Genomic DNA, 19,834 nt, shown 5'->3' with positions numbered 1-19,834 from the left:
GGTAAGCCACCTCCTTACTTAGTTTCATTATACAACATTAACATGAATTATCAATCCTTAGGGGCAATAATTAATGCATCTCCCACTGATCTCTCCCGGCCATCAGAGGGTTTATTCATAATTTTACCTTTTACGACCATCTCACTAGAGCCTCCGCCATCCAAATTCATCGCATCGACAGCTCCAAATTCTTGCATTAATAAGGCTAATTCTAACAACGTCAGTCCCATGCTATGCTGCTGCCTACCATCCACTACAACAAGCAGAACATGCCCATCTTTCGTTACACCGACTGCGGTACGAGGTGCTCTTCCGACTGCTACATCCGGAGGAAATTCTTCTATTTTACTGGTTAAAAATACACTGTTATTTTTAATCAACCGCGGACCTGCCCCAATGGCATATATTGTCTTATCCCAAACAGAACCAAGTGTCTGGTTAATTTTTACTGCGTCACCCACTTTCAAACTGGATAACGCCTTTTCGTTGCTGCCATGAGCTGAAAGCACAACTGCTCCCGGCGGAATAACAGCATTGCCATGTACGATTGCAGTAACAACATCTTGACTCACAATATAATCCGTACCATATTCATTCGTGCCCGTCATATTGTCGTAATCATTAGTGTATAACATTAAATCATCCTGCCCCCGCTCATGATTCACCCCCGTAATAGCAATTGCAGCTCCATCCGGTAAGGTAACCGTCCCCTTATAGTCAATCTGGTCAATTAAGATCTTACCATCAGGCAAGATTCCTAAGGCAGTTCGTCCAATCGTAGGAGAACTCACAATTTCACCATTCATTTTCAGCAGGCCTAGGATTTCTCCATTAAGAGCAAAATAAGAAGCGTTCACGGCAGCGATGCCTTTATTACGTACTGCCATCGCTTGTACTTTTTCTAAATCCACAATCGCATTATTGGATAATACTGGCTTTATGACATAATTACTGTCTGGCGCCAGATCCACCATATATGCAGAAATAGGGCCTGCCTTCGTATTACGATACAATGAAGTATACTTTAAACCAGTTCCAATTTGTTCCTCATATTTACGGTCAAATTCTTTTACAATATCAATTACAACCCGCTTGGGATTCGATAGTGTAAACAATTTATAAGACACAATCGGTTTTTTGAGTGTAATGGCTACTCGCTGTTTACCTGGCTGAACCTGAATCACTTGCACATTACTGACAATCGGGTCCTTTAATTGCAATATTGGCATTTTACTGCTATCTGTATTCGTAAAATCAATGATAATCTGATCCTGATTGGCAGAAAGCTGAGCGGTATATTCAGGCAGCTCATTTACATCAAATACAATACGCACTTGCTCTGCGCTTTGGCTGTAACGAATTTTTTGCAGCACAGACTTAGCTGGAGCTGCCCACACCATCTGCGAACAAAAAATGATCAGCATCATCAATATGTACACACGTTTAAAAATCTTCATTGTTATATCCCCCTAAGAAAACCACTAATACTATTTTTAATATCAAAAAGCTAACACGTCCTTGAAAACATGTAAAAACGAATCGAACCACAAAGACGCAAAGGACACAAAGGTTTTTATTTTTTTTATGTTCTCCTTTGTGTGCCGCATCAGCGGCATTGTGCCTTTGTGGTTCATAAAACCTCATCTTTTTCCACCTATAAAACTTACACTTTCCTTACTGATGAGAAAAACCCAGGCACTATTTCGGTGCCTGGGACTTATTGCTGACAGGATCCGGGGTACGTAATTGGCGGTAAAGCATATCCGCCAATCCAATACCTCCAGCCTTTGCCATATCTTTTGTCATTTCCGCGTCCAGCATAGATGTCATCGTCTCTTCCTGAGAACTATCTACTAATTTGGACTTATCCACCGTTTTACGCATATTCGTCATCATAATATTTAGAAATACAGCCTCTAAATCCTGACAAGTCTTTTTTAACTTCGCATCATCTTTTGCCTGTTGTGCTTTTTCTGTTTCCTGTGCTAAATGAGCAGCAAAATCGCCTTTAGCTTTAGTCTGCACAGAATCCAAATTACTTATCATACTTGATGAACTAATTCCTGCTATCTGCACTCGTATCCACCTGCCTAAATAATCTGCAATTCAGCATGTAAGGCTCCAGCAGCCTTCATGGCCTGCAATATAGAGATAATATCCCGTGGTGTTGCACCAATGGCATTTAGTGCATTTACAACATCGCCTACACTCGCCGTAGAAGGCAATACCATAACATTTGCTTTATCTTCTTTCACATCAACAGAAGTATTATTTGTAACCACTGTAGATCCACCAGAGAAAGGCGGCGGCTGCGATACATCTGTCGTTCTGTCAATACGAATACTAAGTCCGCCTTGCGCTACAGCTACTTCATCAATCGTAACATTGGAACCCATCACAATGGTACCTGTGCGTTCGTTAATAACAATCTTGGCAATATTGTCAGGATTAATATAGAGTTCTTCTATAGAAGCGACAAATCCCACCACGTCGTTATCATAAGTACTAGGAACTGAAACCACTACCGTACCGGGATCCCGTGTCGTGGAAATATTACCAAACCGATTGTTAATGGCCTCGCCAATTCGAGCTGCAGTAGTAAAGTCAGGCTGACTCAAAGCCAGTGTAATGGAACCACTGGGCGATATCAATTGGGTAGGTACCTCACGTTCTACAATTGCACCATTGGGGGTAGTGCCAGTAGTCGGAAAGTTTTTTTGCTGGCTGCTGCCACCGCCACTTGCACTATAACCACCTGTGGAAATGGGTCCCTGCCCTACGGCATACACTTGTCCATTCGCTGCCTTCAAGGGTGTTTGCAGCAAAATACCGCCTTGAAGACTTTTCGCATCTCCCATGGAGGATACTGTCATATCAATGGTATCACCAGGCTTTACAAAAGCTGGTAATTGAGCAGTAACCATGACTGCAGCTACATTTTTTGATTTAAGCTGAGCATCATTTACTGTTAACCCAAAATTCTTTAACATATTGGCAATTGACTGTCTGGTTTGAACAAGTGTATTTGAATCACCTGTACCAGCCAGCCCCGTTACCAATCCATATCCCACAAGTTGATTGGCTCTAACACCTTGCACTTTTGCTACATCTTTTATCCGTGTTATTGAGCTGGCTGCCAGTGCTGTTGGCACAATCGCCATAACACAAGATAAAATCGTTATCATGATGATTAACCTGCGCATAATATCCTCCGTTTTAAAACAAGAAGTTCAGTAATTGGCTGACGATCCCTTGACGCTGCTTTCTAGAAATTGGACCACTGCCGTCTATTTTGATTTGAGCATTCCCTATGTAAGTAGACAATATGGTATTATCAGCTGAAATGTCCGCTTGACGTACAATTCCGGAAATTGTAATCTTCTGTTCTTCACCATTTTGTTTGATACTTTGTGTTCCAGAAACAATTAAGTCCCCGTTAGGCTTCACCTCAAGAACCTGAGCGGTCATTCTTGCCGTAACATTATTGGTATTGACAAGAGAACCCTTGGCCTGAAAGCTGTCAGAATTACCTGCTGTAGCAGATGCAATTCCATGGAAGATCCCTGTCCCAGCATTCATATTTACGTTGGTGGACTTAGAATTAGCAGCATTTCCTGCACGATTTGCACTAGAATTTTCACTGATAATAATTGTAAGGGTATCACCAACAGCACGAGCTTTATAATCACCATACAAGCTGCTGCTAGCCCCACTATCACTCCACAAGGACATCGCAGAGACCGGAGTTGCTGCTAAGAACATTAGGCACAGGAAACCTAACAGGAAACCAATATTTTTTTTTGTTAGGTTAAACATATTCTACACCTTCACTTTCTACTCACTCTACGAAATTTTTATTCATCCAGAGCAACTATTCTTTAAGAGGCAGAAGCACTCTTATATGTTAATACTTGCACCTTGTTTTCTTCGATAACCTTACCGAAAACAATTTTATTAGAACTGATATTTTTAACGCGGATCAATTGATTTTCATAGCCGTCCTGCAAAGCCTGCCCCGAGGTTATTACTTCTATGGTGCCAATAAAAGCAGTTAGAGTTACCATATTACCCCGTTTAACAATTACAGGCTTATTTACCATGGAATCGCTTATCACCATACCCGGAGTTATTAATCGTCTGGCCATTAATCCAAGTATCTTATTCTTATCAGTAATAAAACCCGCTGCAATTTGTCCTGTATCCATCCGTTCATACCGCAAATCATCTTCAGTAAAGATCTCACGAGCATTCACTTGACGGGCTGCCACCGTTACCTGACGATATAAATTCACCTTAAATCTCAGACTTACTTTGGTAACAGCTTGTCCATCCACACTTACAGAAATTATTATAGTAGTCGGAGTATTATAACGAATTCCATAAGGCAAAGAAGCAGCCAGCGCAACAGTCCCTACAGGTGCTGTTACCTCTTGTTCACGTCCAACATAAAATATATGTAAATCATCATATTTAACATTAGGTCCCACTTGATCCCGAATCGCATTGATTCCTTTATCAATCAATGTTTGCGCACTTATAACCTGCGAATCGCCAATCACAGTCACACGATCAGGAATGCTCCACATAACACTTGCTAAATCGATACCCGCTGCTGCTAATCGCATAGTAATGATTTCTTTGGTTAATACAAAACTGCTGCCCGGGGCAGGTGCATCACCAATTTTTAGCTGACGCAGTTCTTGATTGATTTTTTCATCATCCCCGCTGATCTTAGCGACTTGCCCAAGGCTGATGGCTGCACCATTCACTCTAACCTGCTCATCAATGACAACCCGGGTGCCCTCAGCAAAAGCTGAAGTGATCAATACGCAAATTTGGAATAAGATAAGCAGACATACCTTCTTACTCATTACTTTCACCTAACGTTTCAAGTTAGCAGCTTGTTCAAGCATTTCATCAGATGTCGTAATGGCTTTGGAATTGATTTCATAAGCTCTTTGCGCTACAATCATATTCACCATCTCATCCACAATCTGAACATTAGACATTTCTAAATATTTTTGTATAACGGTGCCTGTTCCATCTATTCCAGGATCACTGGCAACCGGAGTACCTGAAGCTGCAGTTTCCTTTAGTAAATTATGACCAACACTATCTAAACCTGCCGGATTTACAAATTTGACCAATTGCAGCTGTCCTAATTCCTGCGCCTCAGTTTCACCTGCTAGTATGACTGATACGCGGCCATCAGATGATACAGCAAGATTGGAGGAATTTTCAGGAATGGTAATGGCAGGCTCCAGAGGGTACCCTTCTGAAGTAACAATTCGTCCCTGATCGTCTCGTTTAAACGCACCATCACGAGTGTAATTAATCGTACCATCAGACATAGTAATTTGAAAGAAACCATCCCCTTCAATCGCCATATCCAATTCGTTTCCTGTTGATTGAAAACTACCTTCTGTATAAATTTTTTGAGTAGCTACCTGACGAACACCACTGCCTAATTGAATCCCTGTAGGCAGCATTGTATCTGCACCAGTGGCCGTTCCTGACTGTCGCATAGTCTGATACATTAGATCCTCAAAATCTGTACGGCTTTTTTTGAATCCTGTCGTATTGACATTTGCCAAATTATTGGAAACCACATCAATGTTCGCCTGTTGGGCAACCATTCCTGACGCAGCAGTCCATAATGATCTCATCATAGTCTAAAAATCCTCCCTAATCACATGAAATATATTGCTAAAAAACCTTACCCGCTATCAAACTTAATTCCTAAAACATTAAACGTTAATTCCACATATGTATACTAAATTATAACAGCAGGATCTTAACTAATCCTACTTATAATATCGCCACAATAGAGCAAAATCTTAAATAAAAAATAAAGTTTTATAGTTTTGCGATATCATTGGCAGCCTTTCCCAATAAATCATCATGAGAACGTACTACTTTAGCATTTATTTCATAGGAACGATAATTAGTAATCAAATTCACCATTTCTCCAACAACATTCACGTTAGACATTTCTAAAGCTCCTTGTATTACACTACCAGCTGCCGGCTGTACTTGTGCACCTTGGGCTGCAGCAAATAGACTCGACCCTTCCTTGGAAAGCTGTTTTTCATCGGCAAATTCTTCCATTCTTAGCTGTCCTACTACCTCATTATCAACTATCACACGTCCATTTCCGTCAACCGACATTTTGTTGCCATCGATCACAATCGGACCATTTTCGCCTAACACCTGATATCCGTCACTTGTAACTAATTGGTTTCGTATGCTTTTTGCAAACGTGCCGTTGCGTGTATATCGCAAGCCCTGAGGAGTTTGCACTGCAAAAAAACCTCTTCCTTCAATTGCTAAGTCAAAGGCATTCCCCGTCGTTCTTATGGAGCCGCCAGTATAGGTCGTTGCCACTTCATCCACTATAACTCCCGTCCCCATACGGCCAATAGCAGGGGCCTCATCACCATCATTAACACGAGTAATTAAAATGTTAGCAAAATCTTTAGTAACAGCTACATCCTTTTTAAATCCAGCAGTATTCGCATTTGCTAAATTATTGGAGGTAACATCAATACGTTCTGCCTCTGCCAGCATACCAGAAGCAGCTGTATATAAACCGCGAATCATGTAATCACTCCTTTTTCCTTCTCAAAAATTTTACGGACATCCCTTGACTAGGCGATACTGCCTCTTTTTAATGTTGTCAGACTATCTTCTAGAGAACCTAAAGAATCCAAGGCTTTTCCTGTACCTAATGCCACGCAGGAAAGGGGATCTTCTGCTAAATAGGTAGGAATACCAGTCTCTTGCTGAATCAGCTTGTCCAAACCATAAAGCATCGAACCACCGCCAGTCATGACAATGCCCCGATCCATAATGTCTGATGACAATTCAGGAGGAGTGATTTCCAGTACCGTTTTCACCCGTTGAACAATCAAGGACACAGACTCATTTAATGCTTCAAAGGTTTCAGCTGATGTAATGCGTAACGTTTTCGGCAAGCCAGAAACTAAATCCCGCCCGCGAATTTCCATACTTTCATTACGACCCGAGACCAATGCTGTGCCAATCGTCACTTTGATCTGTTCCGCAGTACGCTCACCAATCATCACGTTATATTCGCGTTTCACATAACGCACTAAAGCCTCATCGAACTTATCTCCGCCAACCCTTAGTGATTCACTCACTACAATACCGCCCAAACTTAATACTGCTACATCCGTCGTACCCCCGCCAATATCAACCACCATAGAACCAAATGGTTCTGAAATATCCAATCCTGCACCAAGAGCTGCAGCTAAGGGTTCTTCAATCAAATAAGTCTTTTTAGCACCAGCCTGCACTGCAGCCTCTAAGACTGCCCGTTTTTCAACTGTTGTGACACCGGAAGGTATGCAAACCATGATACGAGGTTTAAAAAAGAAGTTCTTGGGAACCACTTTGCTGATAAAATGACGCAGCATGGTTTCCGTTGTATCATAATCTGCAATAACGCCCTCTCGCAGTGGCCGAATAGCAATAATGTTGCCGGGAGTTCGTCCAAGCATTCGTCGTGCCTCTTCTCCTACGGCCAATACTGTATTGGAATCACGATCGATCGCCACTACTGATGGCTCCCGCAATACAATCCCTTTACCTTTTATGTACACCAAAACGTTGGCAGTCCCTAGATCTACACCAATGTCCATTGACATTCCAAACATGAATAATCCCCTCTCCTACTCCTACTTGTCCATTCTTTAGTTTTTATTTAAACCACAAAGACTACGAAACTACAGCCATTGCCTTTGTGGTTAATTAACGCCTTAAAAAATAGTTTCACTTGCTTCCATTCTACATGAATAAAAAAAATCCTTTATTTTTTGCTATTTTCTCCCGCTTCCTTATATTTTTTTCGCGTGGCTTCTCCACCGCGGATATGACGTTCCGCCTTATTTTGTTCTAATATCACCCTTACACGGTTTGCCATTTTTTTATTCACGAGCGGCAATCTTTCTATCATATCCTTATGCACCGTACTTTTACTTACCCCAAACACTATGGCTGATTGCCGCACCGTATGCTTGCTCTCCAAAATGTGCTGACAAATGTCCAATACCCTTTTACGGATATAATCCTTCATAACCTTTCTGCCCCCTCACCCTTGCTTTGCTAACATATATATATGCGGACAAAATAAAAAAAAGCACTACTGTGCTTTTTAAAGGCTACTTTTTTATTAGCTTGTTATTTACGAACTGATCTAGAAAGTGGCATCCTATTACGCGCATAAGAATCAGTCTTTGTTTATTATCAGTAAAGGATCTGCATAGTCATCATTTTCTTTGATTGCTAAATGTAGATGATCATACGGTTCGGCATCACAGCTGCCCATTTTTCCTATTTCTTGTCCTGCCTGAATAAAGTCTCCTTTCTCAACGGCAGCCTTCAAAAGAGATCCATAGTACACTTGATAATCCTTATGTTTTACCACTACGGTTAATCCGCTATTTGCATCCTGGTATATTTCAGTTACCTGCCCATTCTGTATGGCCGATACGCTCTGCCCCTTATGTCCCATTACATCAATTCCTGTATGATAACGCCAATCGTTATACAATGGATGTAAATACCAGCCGAACTTTACTTTTATCTCACCTTTTACTCCTAGAAAGCGCCCTGAATCCTCTGCAGAAGGCTGGACTTTTGCCACTGGCGCAGATGCCGAAGCTGCTTCTTGAGGTAAAGCTGCTTTCTCGTCTACGATCAATACCCCAGCAGGAGCAGAAACTTGTTCTTCCTGATCCTGCTGGGGTATGACAACAATATTCTGCTCTTTCTTATGTATCGTTATAAACACAGATGCTACTAGTACACTTGCCAGCATTAACAAACATGCACCAGTATACAGGCTTTTAAAGGGGATCTGCTCTCGATAAAAACGTCGTCTGTATAAACTTGTATTTATTTTTTTTAAATGCAGCGTGATAAAAGCTAAGGCAGGAATTTTTAATTTTGACATACTATCACCTCATACTCAGTATGTCCGATAAAAAATGTTTTTAAACAGTCTTCTATTTAGTAGGCGTTTATATTCTTAAGAGCCACGCCAGTATAGTATTTCGTAATAATCTGCCGATAATCCATGCCTTCTTTCGCCATGCCATTGGCTCCATATTGGCACAAACCCACACCATGCCCATAACCGATTGTATTGACAACGATCTTATTATCTTTTAGCTCTACATTAAAATTATTAGAGCGCAAATCCAGCTTTTCCCTCACCTCTGCTCCAGACAATACTTTGCTGCCAATGCGAATTTGACCAACTCGCCCAGACTCCGTGGTATTCAAAATAGCCATAGCTCCACTGCTATTATTTTGCATGGCAGCTACGACTTGCGTTTCTGGGCCTAATAGTTGTTCCACCTGCGCAAAAGAAAATTCTTTTTTATCATAATATCGGGGAGATTTTTGATCCCATGTACAGGGTATACTTTGCAAGTAAGGATAGTCAAACCCCCATACTTCTTTTGCACTTGCTGTCCTTTCCCCACTGGTTGAATGATATACTGCCTGAATGAATTCCCCATTATAAGTAGCAACTTCACCACTTGTTTCCTCAACTGCCTTGCTAATTTTGTTCCAGAATTTTGTATAGTTACTCCCCCATCGTTTCTTTAGCGTCTCTTCATTTGCCCATGCCTGACTTTGCTTGTAATCGGTACTCACATCAGCGCCAGGCTGTTCTGCCAGACCGCTGCCCCCAAAGGCTGTCATATTCTTCACAGCATACGTCCGCGCTGCCACTGCCTGGGCTTTCAAAGCTTCCAGTTCAAATTCAGCAGGCATTTCTGCCGCTACTACACCTTTTAAATAGTCTTCTAACTTCATTTCAACAATTTTCTGCTGTTCATGAAAATAAACTTTGATGATGATATGATCGCCTTTTGCCATTTTAGCACTCCCACCCTGCCTTGGCTCTCCATGAAAACCGCCTATCACTAGAATCGGAATAACAATCACCAACACCAGCACCAACAAAACCGTCCATGCTAGTACCTTCTTCACACATGCCCCTCCTCTTGCTCTACATAAGTACTACATCCTATGCCAAGCCTGGGGTAAGTATGACTGGGAACCAAATCATTAACGCATCCTTCCGAACAAAAAGAATAAACATTTTGAACCGCGAAGGTCACGAAGAATTGCAAAGGACGCGAAGGAACATTATAGATGTAGTCTTCGTGTTCTTCGTAATTTTCGCGTCTTCGCGATTCAATTATTTTTTTTGTCATTGCGAACAGAGTGAAGCAATCTCTCTAACAAGGAGGGGATTGCTTCGCTATGCTCGCAATGACAAATTTACGTACCCTAAAAAAACTGGCGAGATTCATATCCCGCCAGTTTCAAATTTATTTATTATTTTTTAGACTGCACTGTACAAACACGTTTGATATCGGCGCCAACACCGCATAATTTTTCTACTAGACCATCGTAGCCACGGTCAATGTGATGAAGATATCCCACTTCGGTTTCCCCCTCGGCCACTAAACCTGCTAGTACTAAAGCAGCTCCGGCTCTAAGGTCTGTAGCTTTCACCGGACAGCCAGTTAATGCGGCTACGCCCTCCACTACTGCACTTCGCCCATCAATTTTGATATTGGCCCCCATGCGTTTTAGTTCATCTACATGCATAAAACGATTCTCAAATACAGTTTCACTCACTACGCTTGTCCCTTGAGATATTGTCGTCATTGCCATAAATTGAGCCTGCATGTCTGTAGGAAAACCAGGATACGGCAAGGTTTTGATATCAATGGCTCGCAGTTTGCCATCACTTTTAACGCGTATACCATTTATATCCTCTTCAATGGTCGCACCCGCTTCTTTTAATTTTGCAATCACTGGTTTTAAATGTTCAGGCAAGGCATTTTCCACATATAAGTCGCCCCCTGTCATAGCTGCTGCTACCATATAGGTTCCAGCTTCTATGCGATCAGGAATCACTTCATACACTTTGCCCTTTAATTCAGGTACACCTTCAATTTTGATTACATTTGTACCTGCGCCCCGAACATTTGCTCCCATGGTATTTAAGTAATTGGCTAAATCTACAATCTCCGGTTCATGAGCCGGATTTTCTAAAATTGTCTGCCCTTTGGCCATACTAGCTGCCATCATAATATTTTCTGTAGCACCTACACTGGGAAAATCCAGGTAAATTCGTGCTCCCGTTAATCCATTCGGCGCTGTAGCTTCAATATATCCATGACCAATATCAATTTTAGCACCTAATGCCTCAAAACCTTTTAAATGCAGATCAATAGGACGAGTGCCAATGGCGCAGCCACCTGGCAATGATATCTTAGAATGCCCGTAACGAGCCAGCAAAGGACCCATAATCAAAAAAGAAGCACGCATTTTGCGCACCAATTCATAAGGTGCTTCGCAATTGCTGATTACCGTGCTGTCAACAAACATCATCTGCTCTTCTTTATTATATTGTACTGCTACTCCTAAATGCTTAAGAACTTGACTGAAGGTACGTACATCTTCCAAATCAGGTATGCCTTCAAGAGTGCTTTGTGATGTACCAAGTAATGTTGCTGCGATCAGAGGCAGCACTGCATTCTTAGCACCACTAATTTTAATGGTTCCGTATAATTTGTTACCTCCGCGGATAACTAATTTCTCCATAAGGTTATATCCTCCCAAAAACACTACTAAAATAGATCGTAGAAAAAGTTCAAGTTTACAAATTAATATTCCCGAGTAATAATCGGTGACCCGACAATCACATAGGTACGATTATCATACTGACTATAGCGAATTGCAATATTGATATTGATTTTTTTGCCGCCAACTTGCAGATAATCCTGCATTGCAGATGAAAAACCAGTAACACTTACATACTGCTCTTGCTGGAGTTGATCAACAATGACGCCATCAATTGCCAAAAAAGCACTTTTTAACATACTTTCTGACTCTCCATCCACTAGTTTACCATCAAGCCAACCAATCAAGCAAGTGCTAATCCTTGGTGAATCACCAAATTTTTTAACAATCCTATTTATTTTTTCTTGTAAGAGGATAATAGAGGTATATTCTGTTGTTAATGACTCCATATTGATCACTAAATAGGCTTCTTCTCCTGCACTAATTTTCGGATTGGGAACAACTTGAACCATTACAACAAGATGATCACCGGATCGAATTTGCTCTGCCTTTACAATTCGATTTTTATTTTTTTGCTGGTGAGTCATCTCATCGCTTTTAAAGTCCATTGCTAATTGTTCCATAACTTGTTCTACTACCTTTTGCAATTCCTCATCACTGTAATGATCTTCCGGCAATTTCACCCATGCATTTATGCTGTATTCCTCCAATTGTGCCCCAGTTGCTTTCATGGCAGCAGGTAATGGTTCTGAAGAGGCAGCAGGCGCATATCCTATGGTAGAAAATAAGACTAGCAATAAGCATACGATTATTATTCCCAATCTAAAAATAGTTTTCATTCTTCCCATCCTTTAAAGCAGGTTATCTTTTTACTCTATATGCCTATTCTTGCCACTTGTTCGATGGGATATACAAAAAGCAGACTGAGTTGATTACCCAGTCTGCTTTTTGTATTTGATTTACATTTTATTTTGTTTCTTATGCTCTGCAACCCGCAAGCGAACCATAGCTCTTTTGAGGGCGACTTCCGCTCTGGCAACGTCTGAGTCACTATCACGCAAACGACTCTGTGCACGTGCTTTGGCCGTTTCGGCCCGTTCAACATCAATTTCCTCTGGAAGCTCCGCACAATTTGCCAATATTGTAATTTTTTCAGGCTGCACCTCAATAAAGCCGCCACACATGGATATTGGTATCTCCTCACCATCTGTGATGATGCGAAGAGGCCAAATCGCCAATGCAGCAATCAGGGGAGCATGCCCTGGAAGAATACCAATATCCCCAGCTGTCGTTCGAGCAATCACCATACTAACCTCAGTAGAAAAAGCTATTTTCTCTGGGGTAACAATATCCAGCCGAATTGTTTTCGCCATTTATTATTCCCCTTTCATTGTCCGTGCCTTTTCCACCACTTCATCAATGGAACCAACCATATAGAAGGCGTTCTCCGGCAAAGCATCATATTTGCCGCTTAAAATTTCTTTAAAGCCTCGAATGGTTTCTTTTAATGGCACGTATTTACCTGGCGTACCCGTGAAAGCTTCTGCCACAAAGAAAGGCTGACTTAAGAAACGCTGTATTTTACGTGCTCTGGATACGGTAAGTTTATCTTCATCCGATAATTCTTCCATACCCAGGATGGCAATAATATCCTGCAGCTCTTTATAACGCTGCAGCACTTCCTGTACCCCCCTGGCCACATGATAATGCTCTTCCCCAATAATGTTAGGATCAACAATTCGGGATGTGGAATCCAAGGGATCCACTGCAGGATAAATACCCAGCTCAGAAATTTGTCTGGATAGTACAGTCGTAGCATCCAAATGGGCAAAGGTTGCCGCAGGAGCTGGATCTGTCAAGTCATCTGCAGGTACATATACGGCTTGTACAGAAGTAATCGAACCTTTTTTCGTGGAGGTAATACGTTCCTGCAATGCCCCTACATCTGTCGCCAATGTTGGCTGATAGCCTACTGCTGACGGCATACGTCCTAACAATGCAGAAACTTCTGAGCCTGCTTGAATAAAGCGGAAAATATTATCCACGAAGAACAATACATCCTGACCGCCTACATCACGAAAATATTCTGCCATAGTAAGACCTGTCAAAGCAACCCGCATTCTGGCTCCTGGCGGTTCATTCATCTGTCCATATACCAATGCGGTTTTTTCAATAACACCAGACTCTTGCATTTCTACCCAAAGATCATTCCCTTCACGGGTACGTTCACCTACACCCGCAAATACAGAGTACCCGCCATGTTCCGTTGCAATGTTGCGAATAAGCTCCATGATCAGTACGGTCTTTCCTACACCCGCGCCGCCAAACAAGCCAATTTTACCACCCCGGGAATAAGGAGCGATCAAATCTACGACTTTAATACCCGTTTCCAGAATCTGCGTCGATGTCTCTTGCTCTTCGAAACTTGGTGCCGGACGATGGATGGGCCAATAATCTTCCGCTTCTACCGGGGCTTCATTATTGTCTACTGTATCACCTAGTACATTAAATACCCGGCCCAGCGTACTTTTACCCACAGGAATTTTAATTGGGGCGCCAGTATCTATCGCCTGCATACCGCGAGTCAAACCATCCGTAGAAGACATGGCAACGCAGCGAACAAGGTTGTCTCCAAGATGCTGCATAACCTCTACTGTTAGGCTGACTTCTACGTCTGTAGACGTATCTGCGATTTTAACAGAGTTATAGATGGCAGGTAGCTGCTCCGGAGGGAATTCAATATCAACAACAGGTCCAATAACCTGTATCACTTTACCTGTACTCAAAGGGTTCCCCCTCCTTTTCTTTTTACTTCAACGCTTCGGCGCCGCCCACGATCTCGGAAATTTCCCGAGTAATGGTAGCCTGGCGAATTTTATTATAATTTAAAATCAATTTTGCAATTAATTCTTCTGCATTATCAGTCGCAGAACCCATGGCTGTCATACGAGCTCCCAGCTCACTAGCGGATGCCTGAAGTAATGCCCCATAAATCGTCGTTTCTAAATATTGAGGAACTAAGTGACTCAGAACTTCTTCCGCTGAAGGCTCAAAAATGTAGTCTGAAGGATTGGCATCTGCTCCCGCCACATCTTCAATAGGCAGAAGTTTTACACTGGTAGCCTTTTGGGTAATGGCAGAATGAAACACAGTGTAGACCAAATGAATCTCATCATATCTGCCGCTTTTAAACCCTTCCCCTACAGATCTGGCGATGTTGATCGCATGCTGCAAGGTAGGTTTTTCCGAAAAGCCGGTAAATTCTTCATCAATGCGATAGCCCCGGCGTTTAAAATAATCTCTTGCCTTACGCCCAACGGCAATCACACTGCTGTTCTTTTTACCTGCTATACGGGGCAGCACCTCTTTGATCACATTAGAAGAATAGGCTCCTGCTAATCCCTTATCAGCGCTCAGCACTAAGTAAGCAATATTTTTGACTTCTCTTACTTCCAGCAAAGGATGAGAAAGATCACTTGCATGACTCGCTACGCTTGCCAGCACTTCTCGTACTTTTTGTGTATAAGGAAGACTTGCAGCAGCTTTTTCTTGGGCCCTGCGCAACCTTGCGGCCGCCACCATTTTCATAGCCTTGGTGATTTGTTCAATATTTTTTACGCTTTTTATACGGCGGCGTATATCCTGTGCATTAGGCATTTACATCACCTCGCCGTTTTATCATCAGTCAGAAATGTTTCTTTAAACTCTTTAATCGCTTCTTTCAGGGCATTTTCCGTATCCGTAGACAGAACTTTTGATTCCCTGATGGTTTCTCCAATAGCAGGATGGTTCGATCGTAAGAATTTGATAAAATCCCGTTCAAACTTAGCCACATCCGCCAAAGGAACATCATCGATATAGCCATTAATGGCCGTATAAATAATCATGACTTGTTCTTCCACCACTACCGGAGAGTATTGAGGCTGTTTTAATATTTCAACGGTACGTTGTCCTCTATCTAAAGAAGCTTTCGTATCTTTATCAAGATCAGAGCCAAACTGAGCAAAAGCTGCCAATTCCCGATACTGCGCCAAATCAAGACGCAAACGTCCTGCGACTTGTTTCATGGCTTTAATTTGAGCAGAACCCCCTACCCGTGATACTGACAAGCCAGCATTAATCGCCGGTCTGACACCCGCGTAGAACATTTCACTTTCCAGGAAAATCTGACCATCCGTAATGGAAATTACATTGGTCGGAATGTATGCGGACACGTCGCCTGCCAATGTCTCAATAATTGGCAATGCGGTAATAGAACCGCCGCCTAATTCATCGGATAGTTTGGCGGCCCGCTCTAACAAGCGGGAATGCAAGTAGAAAACATCACCTGGATACGCTTCACGTCCTGGAGGACGACGCAGCAATAGTGACATGGCACGATAGGCTACGGCATGTTTGGATAAATCATCATATACGCAAAGTACATGACCACCTTTATACATGAAATACTCACCGATAGCGACACCGGCATAAGGGGCTATGTACTGCAGCGGTGCACTGTCTGATGCCGAGGCAACAACAACAATAGAGTAAGCCATAGCGCCGCTTTCTTCTAGAGTATGCACTACACGAGCTACCGTAGATGCTTTTTGCCCAATTGCCACATAGATGCAAATTACGTCCTGCCCTTTTTGATTCAGAATTGTATCAACGGCAATGGCTGTTTTTCCGGTACCACGGTCTCCGATAATGAGCTCACGCTGTCCGCGCCCAATGGGAACCATCGAGTCAATGGCCTTGATACCAGTTTGCAGCGGCTGCTTAACGGATTGACGAGCTGCAATGCCGGGAGCCAAGAATTCAACGGGGCGAAACTCAGTGGTCTGAATAGGACCTTTTCCATCAATGGGCTGACCGAGGGCATTGACAACTCGTCCAACCATTGCTTCGCCAACAGGAACCTGCATAATACGACCTGTACGGCGTACTGTATCGCCTTCTTTGATTAACGTTTCTCCCCCTAGTAAAACCGCACCTACATTGTCTTCTTCAAGATTCAGTACCATGCCATATACTTCATGAGGAAATTCTAATAATTCACCTGCCATTGCTTTGGCGAGGCCATGAATACGAGCAATACCATCTCCAACCTCAATAACAGTACCAATATCATCGACATTAAGGTCTACTTGATAATTTTCAATCTGCTGTTTAATAATCGCAGTTATTTCTTCTGGCCTGATGTTCATATTTAGTCTGTCACCTCAATCCCCGTCACTTCATTATTTAAAAGCGCTTTTTTCAATGTCGCTAATTGGCGGGCAACACTGCCATCGATGAGCTTATCACCTATCTTGACAATGATTCCTCCAATAATCTTTTTATTAATTTGTATTTTTAATACGATTTTTTTGCCAGTTACCAAACTTAATTTATTTACAAGTGCTGTATGCTGGTCTTCGTCTAGAGGCAAGGCTGAGGTTACTTCAGCTTCTACAATATTTCGAGCCTGATTTGCCAGATTTACATATTCATAAATAATCGTTGGTAAAATTCCTTCCCGCCGTTTGTCCACCAGTAACAATAAAAAGTTAAGGACAACTTCATGAACATCTTGTCCAAAAACTTTATGTATCGTTTCTTTTTTTGCTTGGGCCAGTACCTGGGGATGATAAATCAATGTTGATAAGTCATTATAAGAAGCAATCGTACTTTCCACTAAACGCAGCTCTTGTTCCGTTATATCCAGCATATCTTTTTCAGCGGTCAATTCATAAAGGGCCTGAGCATATTTCACGGCTAACTGATTGGCTAGCATGGCAGACCACCTATTTTCTGATCATCGAGTTTTTCAATGAAATCAGACACCATCCTAGCATTTAGTTCTGTATCCATCTTTTCTGTTACAATTTTAGTTGCAGCTGCCATAGATAAAGCTACTACTTCACTTCGAAGCTGTGCTAAAGCCAGTTCACGTTCTCTCGCCACTTCTTCTTGTGCTTTTTGCAAAATATAAGCACTTTCTGCTCGCGCAGATTTTAAAATTTCTTCTTTATTTTCTTCTGCCAATTTCTCAGCATTTTCCACAATCACTTGTGCTTTAGACCGCGCTTCTACCAACTGTTGTTTATACTCCAGCTTCAGCTGCTCCGCTTCTCGCCTTTCACATTCTGCAGCATCAATCGCATCAGCAATCTTTTTTTGACGTTCTGCCAAAATCTGCATTAGCGGTTTATATGCAAATTTTGCAAGAATGGCAACTAGAAGCAGAAAATTTACAATTTGCGCTAGTAGCGTTCCATTCAATTCAACCAATGAGAGCACCTCCTCTTTGAACGGTATAAAGAAGACACTGGCAAGAAAGCTTCATGCCAGCAACCTTATAAAACCTTATTTTATAAACGGATTGGCAAATACCAATACAATGGCAATTACAGCAGCAATGATTGGAATTGCTTCAATCAAACCTACAGAAATCAACATATTAACCAAAATTGTACCTTTAGCTTCTGGTTGTCTAGCCATCCCCTCAATTGCTTTTGACGTTACAGTACCATTACCTACACCAGCACCAATTGCAGCCAAACCAATGGCAAGTCCTGCCCCTAAAACGGAAGCAGCTACGATAATTGCATGTTCCACAATAAAATCCCCCTTAAAAATCTTTTAATTTATTTGATTAACATCTGTATTAACAGTCTTTACACCTTACTAGTGACCATCTTGCATCGAGTTTGAAAGATAGGATATTGACAACATGGTAAAGATGAATGCTTGCACAATACCAACAAACACGCTAAAAGCCAGCCATAACGTAGGTACAAAATAGGGCACCAGCATACCTAAGACCAGCAGTAGAATTTCCCCAGCCAAAATATTACCAAATAAACGAAATGATAATGTAATTGGCTTGGCAACCTCTTCAATAATATTAATAACTACAAAAGGTATATAAGGCTCAAAATAATGTTTGATGTACTTTGTAAACCCTTTGTTTTTGATTGCCAGAACATGAACAATTACAATAATCATTAATGCCAATCCCAGTGTCGTATTAATATCATTAGTCGGCGATGTAAAACCCGGTATTAGTCCAAGTTCATTACCTACTACTAAAAACAAAAATAGTGTAATAATGAGCGGCGCTAATTTTTGACCTTTCGATCCCATATTTGTTTCCATTTGCTCGAGCAAATACATGACAGCCATTTCTAAGAAATTCTGCCAGCCCCGCGGACGAAGTTCCATTCGCCTGGTCGCAGCTATTGCTAGTACAATGACAATTGCCATCGTAATCCAAGTCATGATTAGCGTATCCATATTAAAGGTTAAACCTGCAAAATGGGCTAAGGAATGACTTCCAATTTCATGACCGTGTTCCATATCCTCCCTCCTTTCTTTTTAATACAAATATGCTAAAACGCTGCTTTTTTTTTGCGTCTATGCAACTATGATCTTACGAAAAAGCTTTTGGTAACAAGCACAACAGCTTGCAAGAATAAAACAATCTGCAGAGTAAATAAGCCCAATACAGCTGACTGAAAATCAATTCCCGGTAGTTTTATGGACATTAGCAGCATCGCAATGATAAAACCCAGCCGTATGAGCCAACCGATTTGCGTATATAGTATTGCCCGTTTTACAGGCATTTCAGAACTTCTTTTTACACGATAACTCATCAATAATAAATAAATCACACTTGTGAAAATCCCGATCATCAATCCGGCTATCTTTCCAGAATATCCTGTAAAGTAAGCCGCAGCACAGATCAAACTGCCCCATATCATCATTTGCATGATTGTTTTTTTTATTTCAACAACATATTCTTGCATATTGATCCAGAAAGCAAAGAATTACTCTCTATTTTCCTCCTACCACTTTCTTATATATGGACCACATTCCCGCTATCATACCCAGCACAATGCCCCACACGGTTCCCCAAGGAGCAATCGTAAAATATCCATCTACTAACCTGCCTAACAATATGCCTGCTGCTACAGAGGATACCAAATAAAAACCAATGGATGCCGCTGTACTGAATGCACTTAACAATGTATTTTTATCTTTTCCCATGGCATCCACCTCTATGAGAATTATAAAATGATTCTAAAAAATTGACTACAGAGTCAGTTTTTTCTATTTTATTTGTTTAAGTTTCGACAATCACTAGGAAACTCCTGCCATTATCTATGTATACAATGGTATTTTCTTATCCTTTTTTTGTCTTTTTTACACAAATTGCTGCCAATCTAATGCCATAAAT

24 protein-coding genes are annotated in these 19,834 nt (G+C 41.6%); all 24 read right to left on the bottom strand.

Going from position 1 to position 19,834, the window contains the following annotated elements; translation table 11 throughout:
* Positions 1–50: 50 nt before the first annotated feature.
* The 24 genes from FR7_RS03610 to FR7_RS03500 all read right to left on the bottom strand — a co-directional run bounded on the left by FR7_RS03610 (position 51) and on the right by FR7_RS03500 (position 19,644).
* A complete protein-coding gene (locus tag FR7_RS03610) occupies positions 51–1,457 on the bottom strand; it encodes a phosphodiester glycosidase family protein (RefSeq protein WP_007938972.1) in 1,407 nt (468 codons plus the stop codon).
* Positions 1,444–1,644, bottom strand: coding sequence for a hypothetical protein (locus FR7_RS23630; protein ID WP_007952059.1), 201 nt, complete (start codon positions 1,642–1,644; stop codon positions 1,444–1,446). Before FR7_RS23630 ends, FR7_RS03610 begins: the two co-directional genes overlap by 14 nt.
* A 54-nt stretch (positions 1,645–1,698) precedes the next feature.
* Positions 1,699–2,076: a rod-binding protein gene (locus FR7_RS03605; RefSeq protein WP_007938971.1), complete on the bottom strand. Its 378-nt coding sequence runs from the start codon at positions 2,074–2,076 to the stop codon at positions 1,699–1,701.
* A 14-nt stretch (positions 2,077–2,090) separates the two neighbouring features.
* The gene (locus tag FR7_RS03600; RefSeq protein WP_007938970.1) at positions 2,091–3,203 is read right to left on the bottom strand and encodes a flagellar basal body P-ring protein FlgI; all 1,113 of its coding nucleotides are present in this window, start codon (positions 3,201–3,203) and stop codon (positions 2,091–2,093) included.
* Between the two features lie 13 nt (positions 3,204–3,216).
* On the bottom strand, positions 3,217–3,816 hold the full coding sequence (locus tag FR7_RS03595; protein WP_007938969.1) for a flagellar basal body L-ring protein FlgH: 600 nt from the start codon (positions 3,814–3,816) through the stop codon (positions 3,217–3,219).
* 62 nt (positions 3,817–3,878) lie between these two features.
* Positions 3,879–4,871, bottom strand: a complete 993-nt coding sequence (gene flgA, locus FR7_RS03590) for a flagellar basal body P-ring formation chaperone FlgA (protein ID WP_007938968.1) — start codon at positions 4,869–4,871, stop codon at positions 3,879–3,881.
* 9 nt (positions 4,872–4,880) lie between these two features.
* Positions 4,881–5,669, bottom strand: coding sequence for a flagellar basal-body rod protein FlgG (gene flgG, locus FR7_RS03585; RefSeq protein WP_007941519.1), 789 nt, complete (start codon positions 5,667–5,669; stop codon positions 4,881–4,883).
* 187 nt (positions 5,670–5,856) lie between these two features.
* Positions 5,857–6,600 (bottom strand): flagellar basal-body rod protein FlgF, encoded by a 744-nt coding sequence (gene flgF, locus FR7_RS03580; protein WP_007938966.1) that lies wholly within the window; start codon positions 6,598–6,600, stop codon positions 5,857–5,859.
* 47 nt (positions 6,601–6,647) lie between these two features.
* Entirely contained in the window at positions 6,648–7,676 is a 1,029-nt protein-coding gene (gene mreB / locus FR7_RS03575; RefSeq protein ID WP_007938965.1) for a rod shape-determining protein, read from the bottom strand.
* A gap of 152 nt (positions 7,677–7,828) precedes the next feature.
* Positions 7,829–8,095 carry a sporulation transcriptional regulator SpoIIID gene (gene spoIIID, locus FR7_RS03570; RefSeq protein WP_007938964.1) on the bottom strand — a complete coding sequence of 89 codons (267 nt, stop codon included), beginning with the start codon at positions 8,093–8,095 and terminating at the stop codon, positions 7,829–7,831.
* A 153-nt stretch (positions 8,096–8,248) separates the two neighbouring features.
* Entirely contained in the window at positions 8,249–8,974 is a 726-nt protein-coding gene (locus tag FR7_RS03565) for a M23 family metallopeptidase (protein WP_007952054.1), read from the bottom strand.
* A 56-nt stretch (positions 8,975–9,030) separates the two neighbouring features.
* Positions 9,031–10,023 carry a stage II sporulation protein D gene (spoIID, locus tag FR7_RS03560; protein ID WP_007938960.1) on the bottom strand — a complete coding sequence of 331 codons (993 nt, stop codon included), beginning with the start codon at positions 10,021–10,023 and terminating at the stop codon, positions 9,031–9,033.
* A gap of 351 nt (positions 10,024–10,374) precedes the next feature.
* Complete coding sequence (murA, locus tag FR7_RS03555) at positions 10,375–11,652, bottom strand: UDP-N-acetylglucosamine 1-carboxyvinyltransferase (RefSeq protein ID WP_007938958.1); 1,278 nt, start codon at positions 11,650–11,652, stop codon at positions 10,375–10,377.
* A 62-nt stretch (positions 11,653–11,714) separates the two neighbouring features.
* A complete protein-coding gene (locus FR7_RS03550) occupies positions 11,715–12,470 on the bottom strand; it encodes a YwmB family TATA-box binding protein (protein WP_007952052.1) in 756 nt (251 codons plus the stop codon).
* 120 nt (positions 12,471–12,590) lie between these two features.
* A complete protein-coding gene (locus FR7_RS03545; RefSeq protein ID WP_007952050.1) occupies positions 12,591–13,004 on the bottom strand; it encodes a F0F1 ATP synthase subunit epsilon in 414 nt (137 codons plus the stop codon).
* A 3-nt stretch (positions 13,005–13,007) separates the two neighbouring features.
* Positions 13,008–14,417 (bottom strand): F0F1 ATP synthase subunit beta, encoded by a 1,410-nt coding sequence (gene atpD, locus FR7_RS03540; RefSeq protein ID WP_007938954.1) that lies wholly within the window; start codon positions 14,415–14,417, stop codon positions 13,008–13,010.
* A 22-nt stretch (positions 14,418–14,439) separates the two neighbouring features.
* Positions 14,440–15,288, bottom strand: a complete 849-nt coding sequence (gene atpG, locus FR7_RS03535; RefSeq protein ID WP_007952049.1) for an ATP synthase F1 subunit gamma — start codon at positions 15,286–15,288, stop codon at positions 14,440–14,442.
* 5 nt (positions 15,289–15,293) lie between these two features.
* A complete protein-coding gene (atpA, locus tag FR7_RS03530; protein WP_007938952.1) occupies positions 15,294–16,820 on the bottom strand; it encodes a F0F1 ATP synthase subunit alpha in 1,527 nt (508 codons plus the stop codon).
* Positions 16,821–16,822: 2 nt separating this feature from the next.
* The gene (locus tag FR7_RS03525; protein WP_007952048.1) at positions 16,823–17,389 is read right to left on the bottom strand and encodes a F0F1 ATP synthase subunit delta; all 567 of its coding nucleotides are present in this window, start codon (positions 17,387–17,389) and stop codon (positions 16,823–16,825) included.
* The gene (gene atpF, locus FR7_RS03520; protein ID WP_007938950.1) at positions 17,383–17,886 is read right to left on the bottom strand and encodes a F0F1 ATP synthase subunit B; all 504 of its coding nucleotides are present in this window, start codon (positions 17,884–17,886) and stop codon (positions 17,383–17,385) included. The genes FR7_RS03525 and atpF overlap by 7 nt, the downstream gene beginning before the upstream one ends.
* Positions 17,887–17,961: 75 nt before the next feature.
* On the bottom strand, positions 17,962–18,213 hold the full coding sequence (gene atpE / locus FR7_RS03515; protein ID WP_007938949.1) for a F0F1 ATP synthase subunit C: 252 nt from the start codon (positions 18,211–18,213) through the stop codon (positions 17,962–17,964).
* A 69-nt stretch (positions 18,214–18,282) separates the two neighbouring features.
* On the bottom strand, positions 18,283–18,954 hold the full coding sequence (gene atpB / locus FR7_RS03510) for a F0F1 ATP synthase subunit A (RefSeq protein ID WP_007952047.1): 672 nt from the start codon (positions 18,952–18,954) through the stop codon (positions 18,283–18,285).
* Positions 18,955–19,019: 65 nt separating this feature from the next.
* On the bottom strand, positions 19,020–19,403 hold the full coding sequence (locus tag FR7_RS03505) for an ATP synthase subunit I (RefSeq protein ID WP_007938947.1): 384 nt from the start codon (positions 19,401–19,403) through the stop codon (positions 19,020–19,022).
* A 28-nt stretch (positions 19,404–19,431) separates the two neighbouring features.
* Positions 19,432–19,644 carry an AtpZ/AtpI family protein gene (locus tag FR7_RS03500; RefSeq protein WP_007938946.1) on the bottom strand — a complete coding sequence of 71 codons (213 nt, stop codon included), beginning with the start codon at positions 19,642–19,644 and terminating at the stop codon, positions 19,432–19,434.
* Positions 19,645–19,834 lie beyond the last annotated feature (190 nt).

This window comes from Pelosinus fermentans DSM 17108, from assembly GCF_000271485.2.
In the GTDB taxonomy this organism is placed as follows: domain Bacteria; phylum Bacillota; class Negativicutes; order DSM-13327; family DSM-13327; genus Pelosinus; species Pelosinus fermentans.
This window is presented reverse-complemented; position numbering and strand designations above follow the sequence as displayed.

Coding starts and splice junctions, on each gene's coding strand:
- flgA (WP_007938968.1), bottom strand. CDS start 4,871: ATGAGTAAGAAGGTATGTCTGCTTATCTTATTCCAAATTTGCGTATTG.
- spoIIID (WP_007938964.1), bottom strand. CDS start 8,095: ATGAAGGATTATATCCGTAAAAGGGTATTGGACATTTGTCAGCACATT.
- FR7_RS03610 (WP_007938972.1), bottom strand. CDS start 1,457: ATGAAGATTTTTAAACGTGTGTACATATTGATGATGCTGATCATTTTT.
- mreB (WP_007938965.1), bottom strand. CDS start 7,676: ATGTTTGGAATGTCAATGGACATTGGTGTAGATCTAGGGACTGCCAAC.
- flgF (WP_007938966.1), bottom strand. CDS start 6,600: ATGATTCGCGGTTTATATACAGCTGCTTCTGGTATGCTGGCAGAGGCA.
- flgG (WP_007941519.1), bottom strand. CDS start 5,669: ATGATGAGATCATTATGGACTGCTGCGTCAGGAATGGTTGCCCAACAG.
- FR7_RS23630 (WP_007952059.1), bottom strand. CDS start 1,644: ATGAGGTTTTATGAACCACAAAGGCACAATGCCGCTGATGCGGCACAC.
- FR7_RS03545 (WP_007952050.1), bottom strand. CDS start 13,004: ATGGCGAAAACAATTCGGCTGGATATTGTTACCCCAGAGAAAATAGCT.
- murA (WP_007938958.1), bottom strand. CDS start 11,652: ATGGAGAAATTAGTTATCCGCGGAGGTAACAAATTATACGGAACCATT.
- atpG (WP_007952049.1), bottom strand. CDS start 15,288: ATGCCTAATGCACAGGATATACGCCGCCGTATAAAAAGCGTAAAAAAT.
- FR7_RS03595 (WP_007938969.1), bottom strand. CDS start 3,816: ATGTTTAACCTAACAAAAAAAAATATTGGTTTCCTGTTAGGTTTCCTG.
- FR7_RS03600 (WP_007938970.1), bottom strand. CDS start 3,203: ATGCGCAGGTTAATCATCATGATAACGATTTTATCTTGTGTTATGGCG.
- FR7_RS03500 (WP_007938946.1), bottom strand. CDS start 19,644: ATGGGAAAAGATAAAAATACATTGTTAAGTGCATTCAGTACAGCGGCA.
- FR7_RS03525 (WP_007952048.1), bottom strand. CDS start 17,389: ATGCTAGCCAATCAGTTAGCCGTGAAATATGCTCAGGCCCTTTATGAA.
- FR7_RS03505 (WP_007938947.1), bottom strand. CDS start 19,403: ATGCAAGAATATGTTGTTGAAATAAAAAAAACAATCATGCAAATGATG.
- atpB (WP_007952047.1), bottom strand. CDS start 18,954: ATGGAACACGGTCATGAAATTGGAAGTCATTCCTTAGCCCATTTTGCA.
- FR7_RS03565 (WP_007952054.1), bottom strand. CDS start 8,974: ATGTCAAAATTAAAAATTCCTGCCTTAGCTTTTATCACGCTGCATTTA.
- atpA (WP_007938952.1), bottom strand. CDS start 16,820: ATGAACATCAGGCCAGAAGAAATAACTGCGATTATTAAACAGCAGATT.
- FR7_RS03550 (WP_007952052.1), bottom strand. CDS start 12,470: ATGAAAACTATTTTTAGATTGGGAATAATAATCGTATGCTTATTGCTA.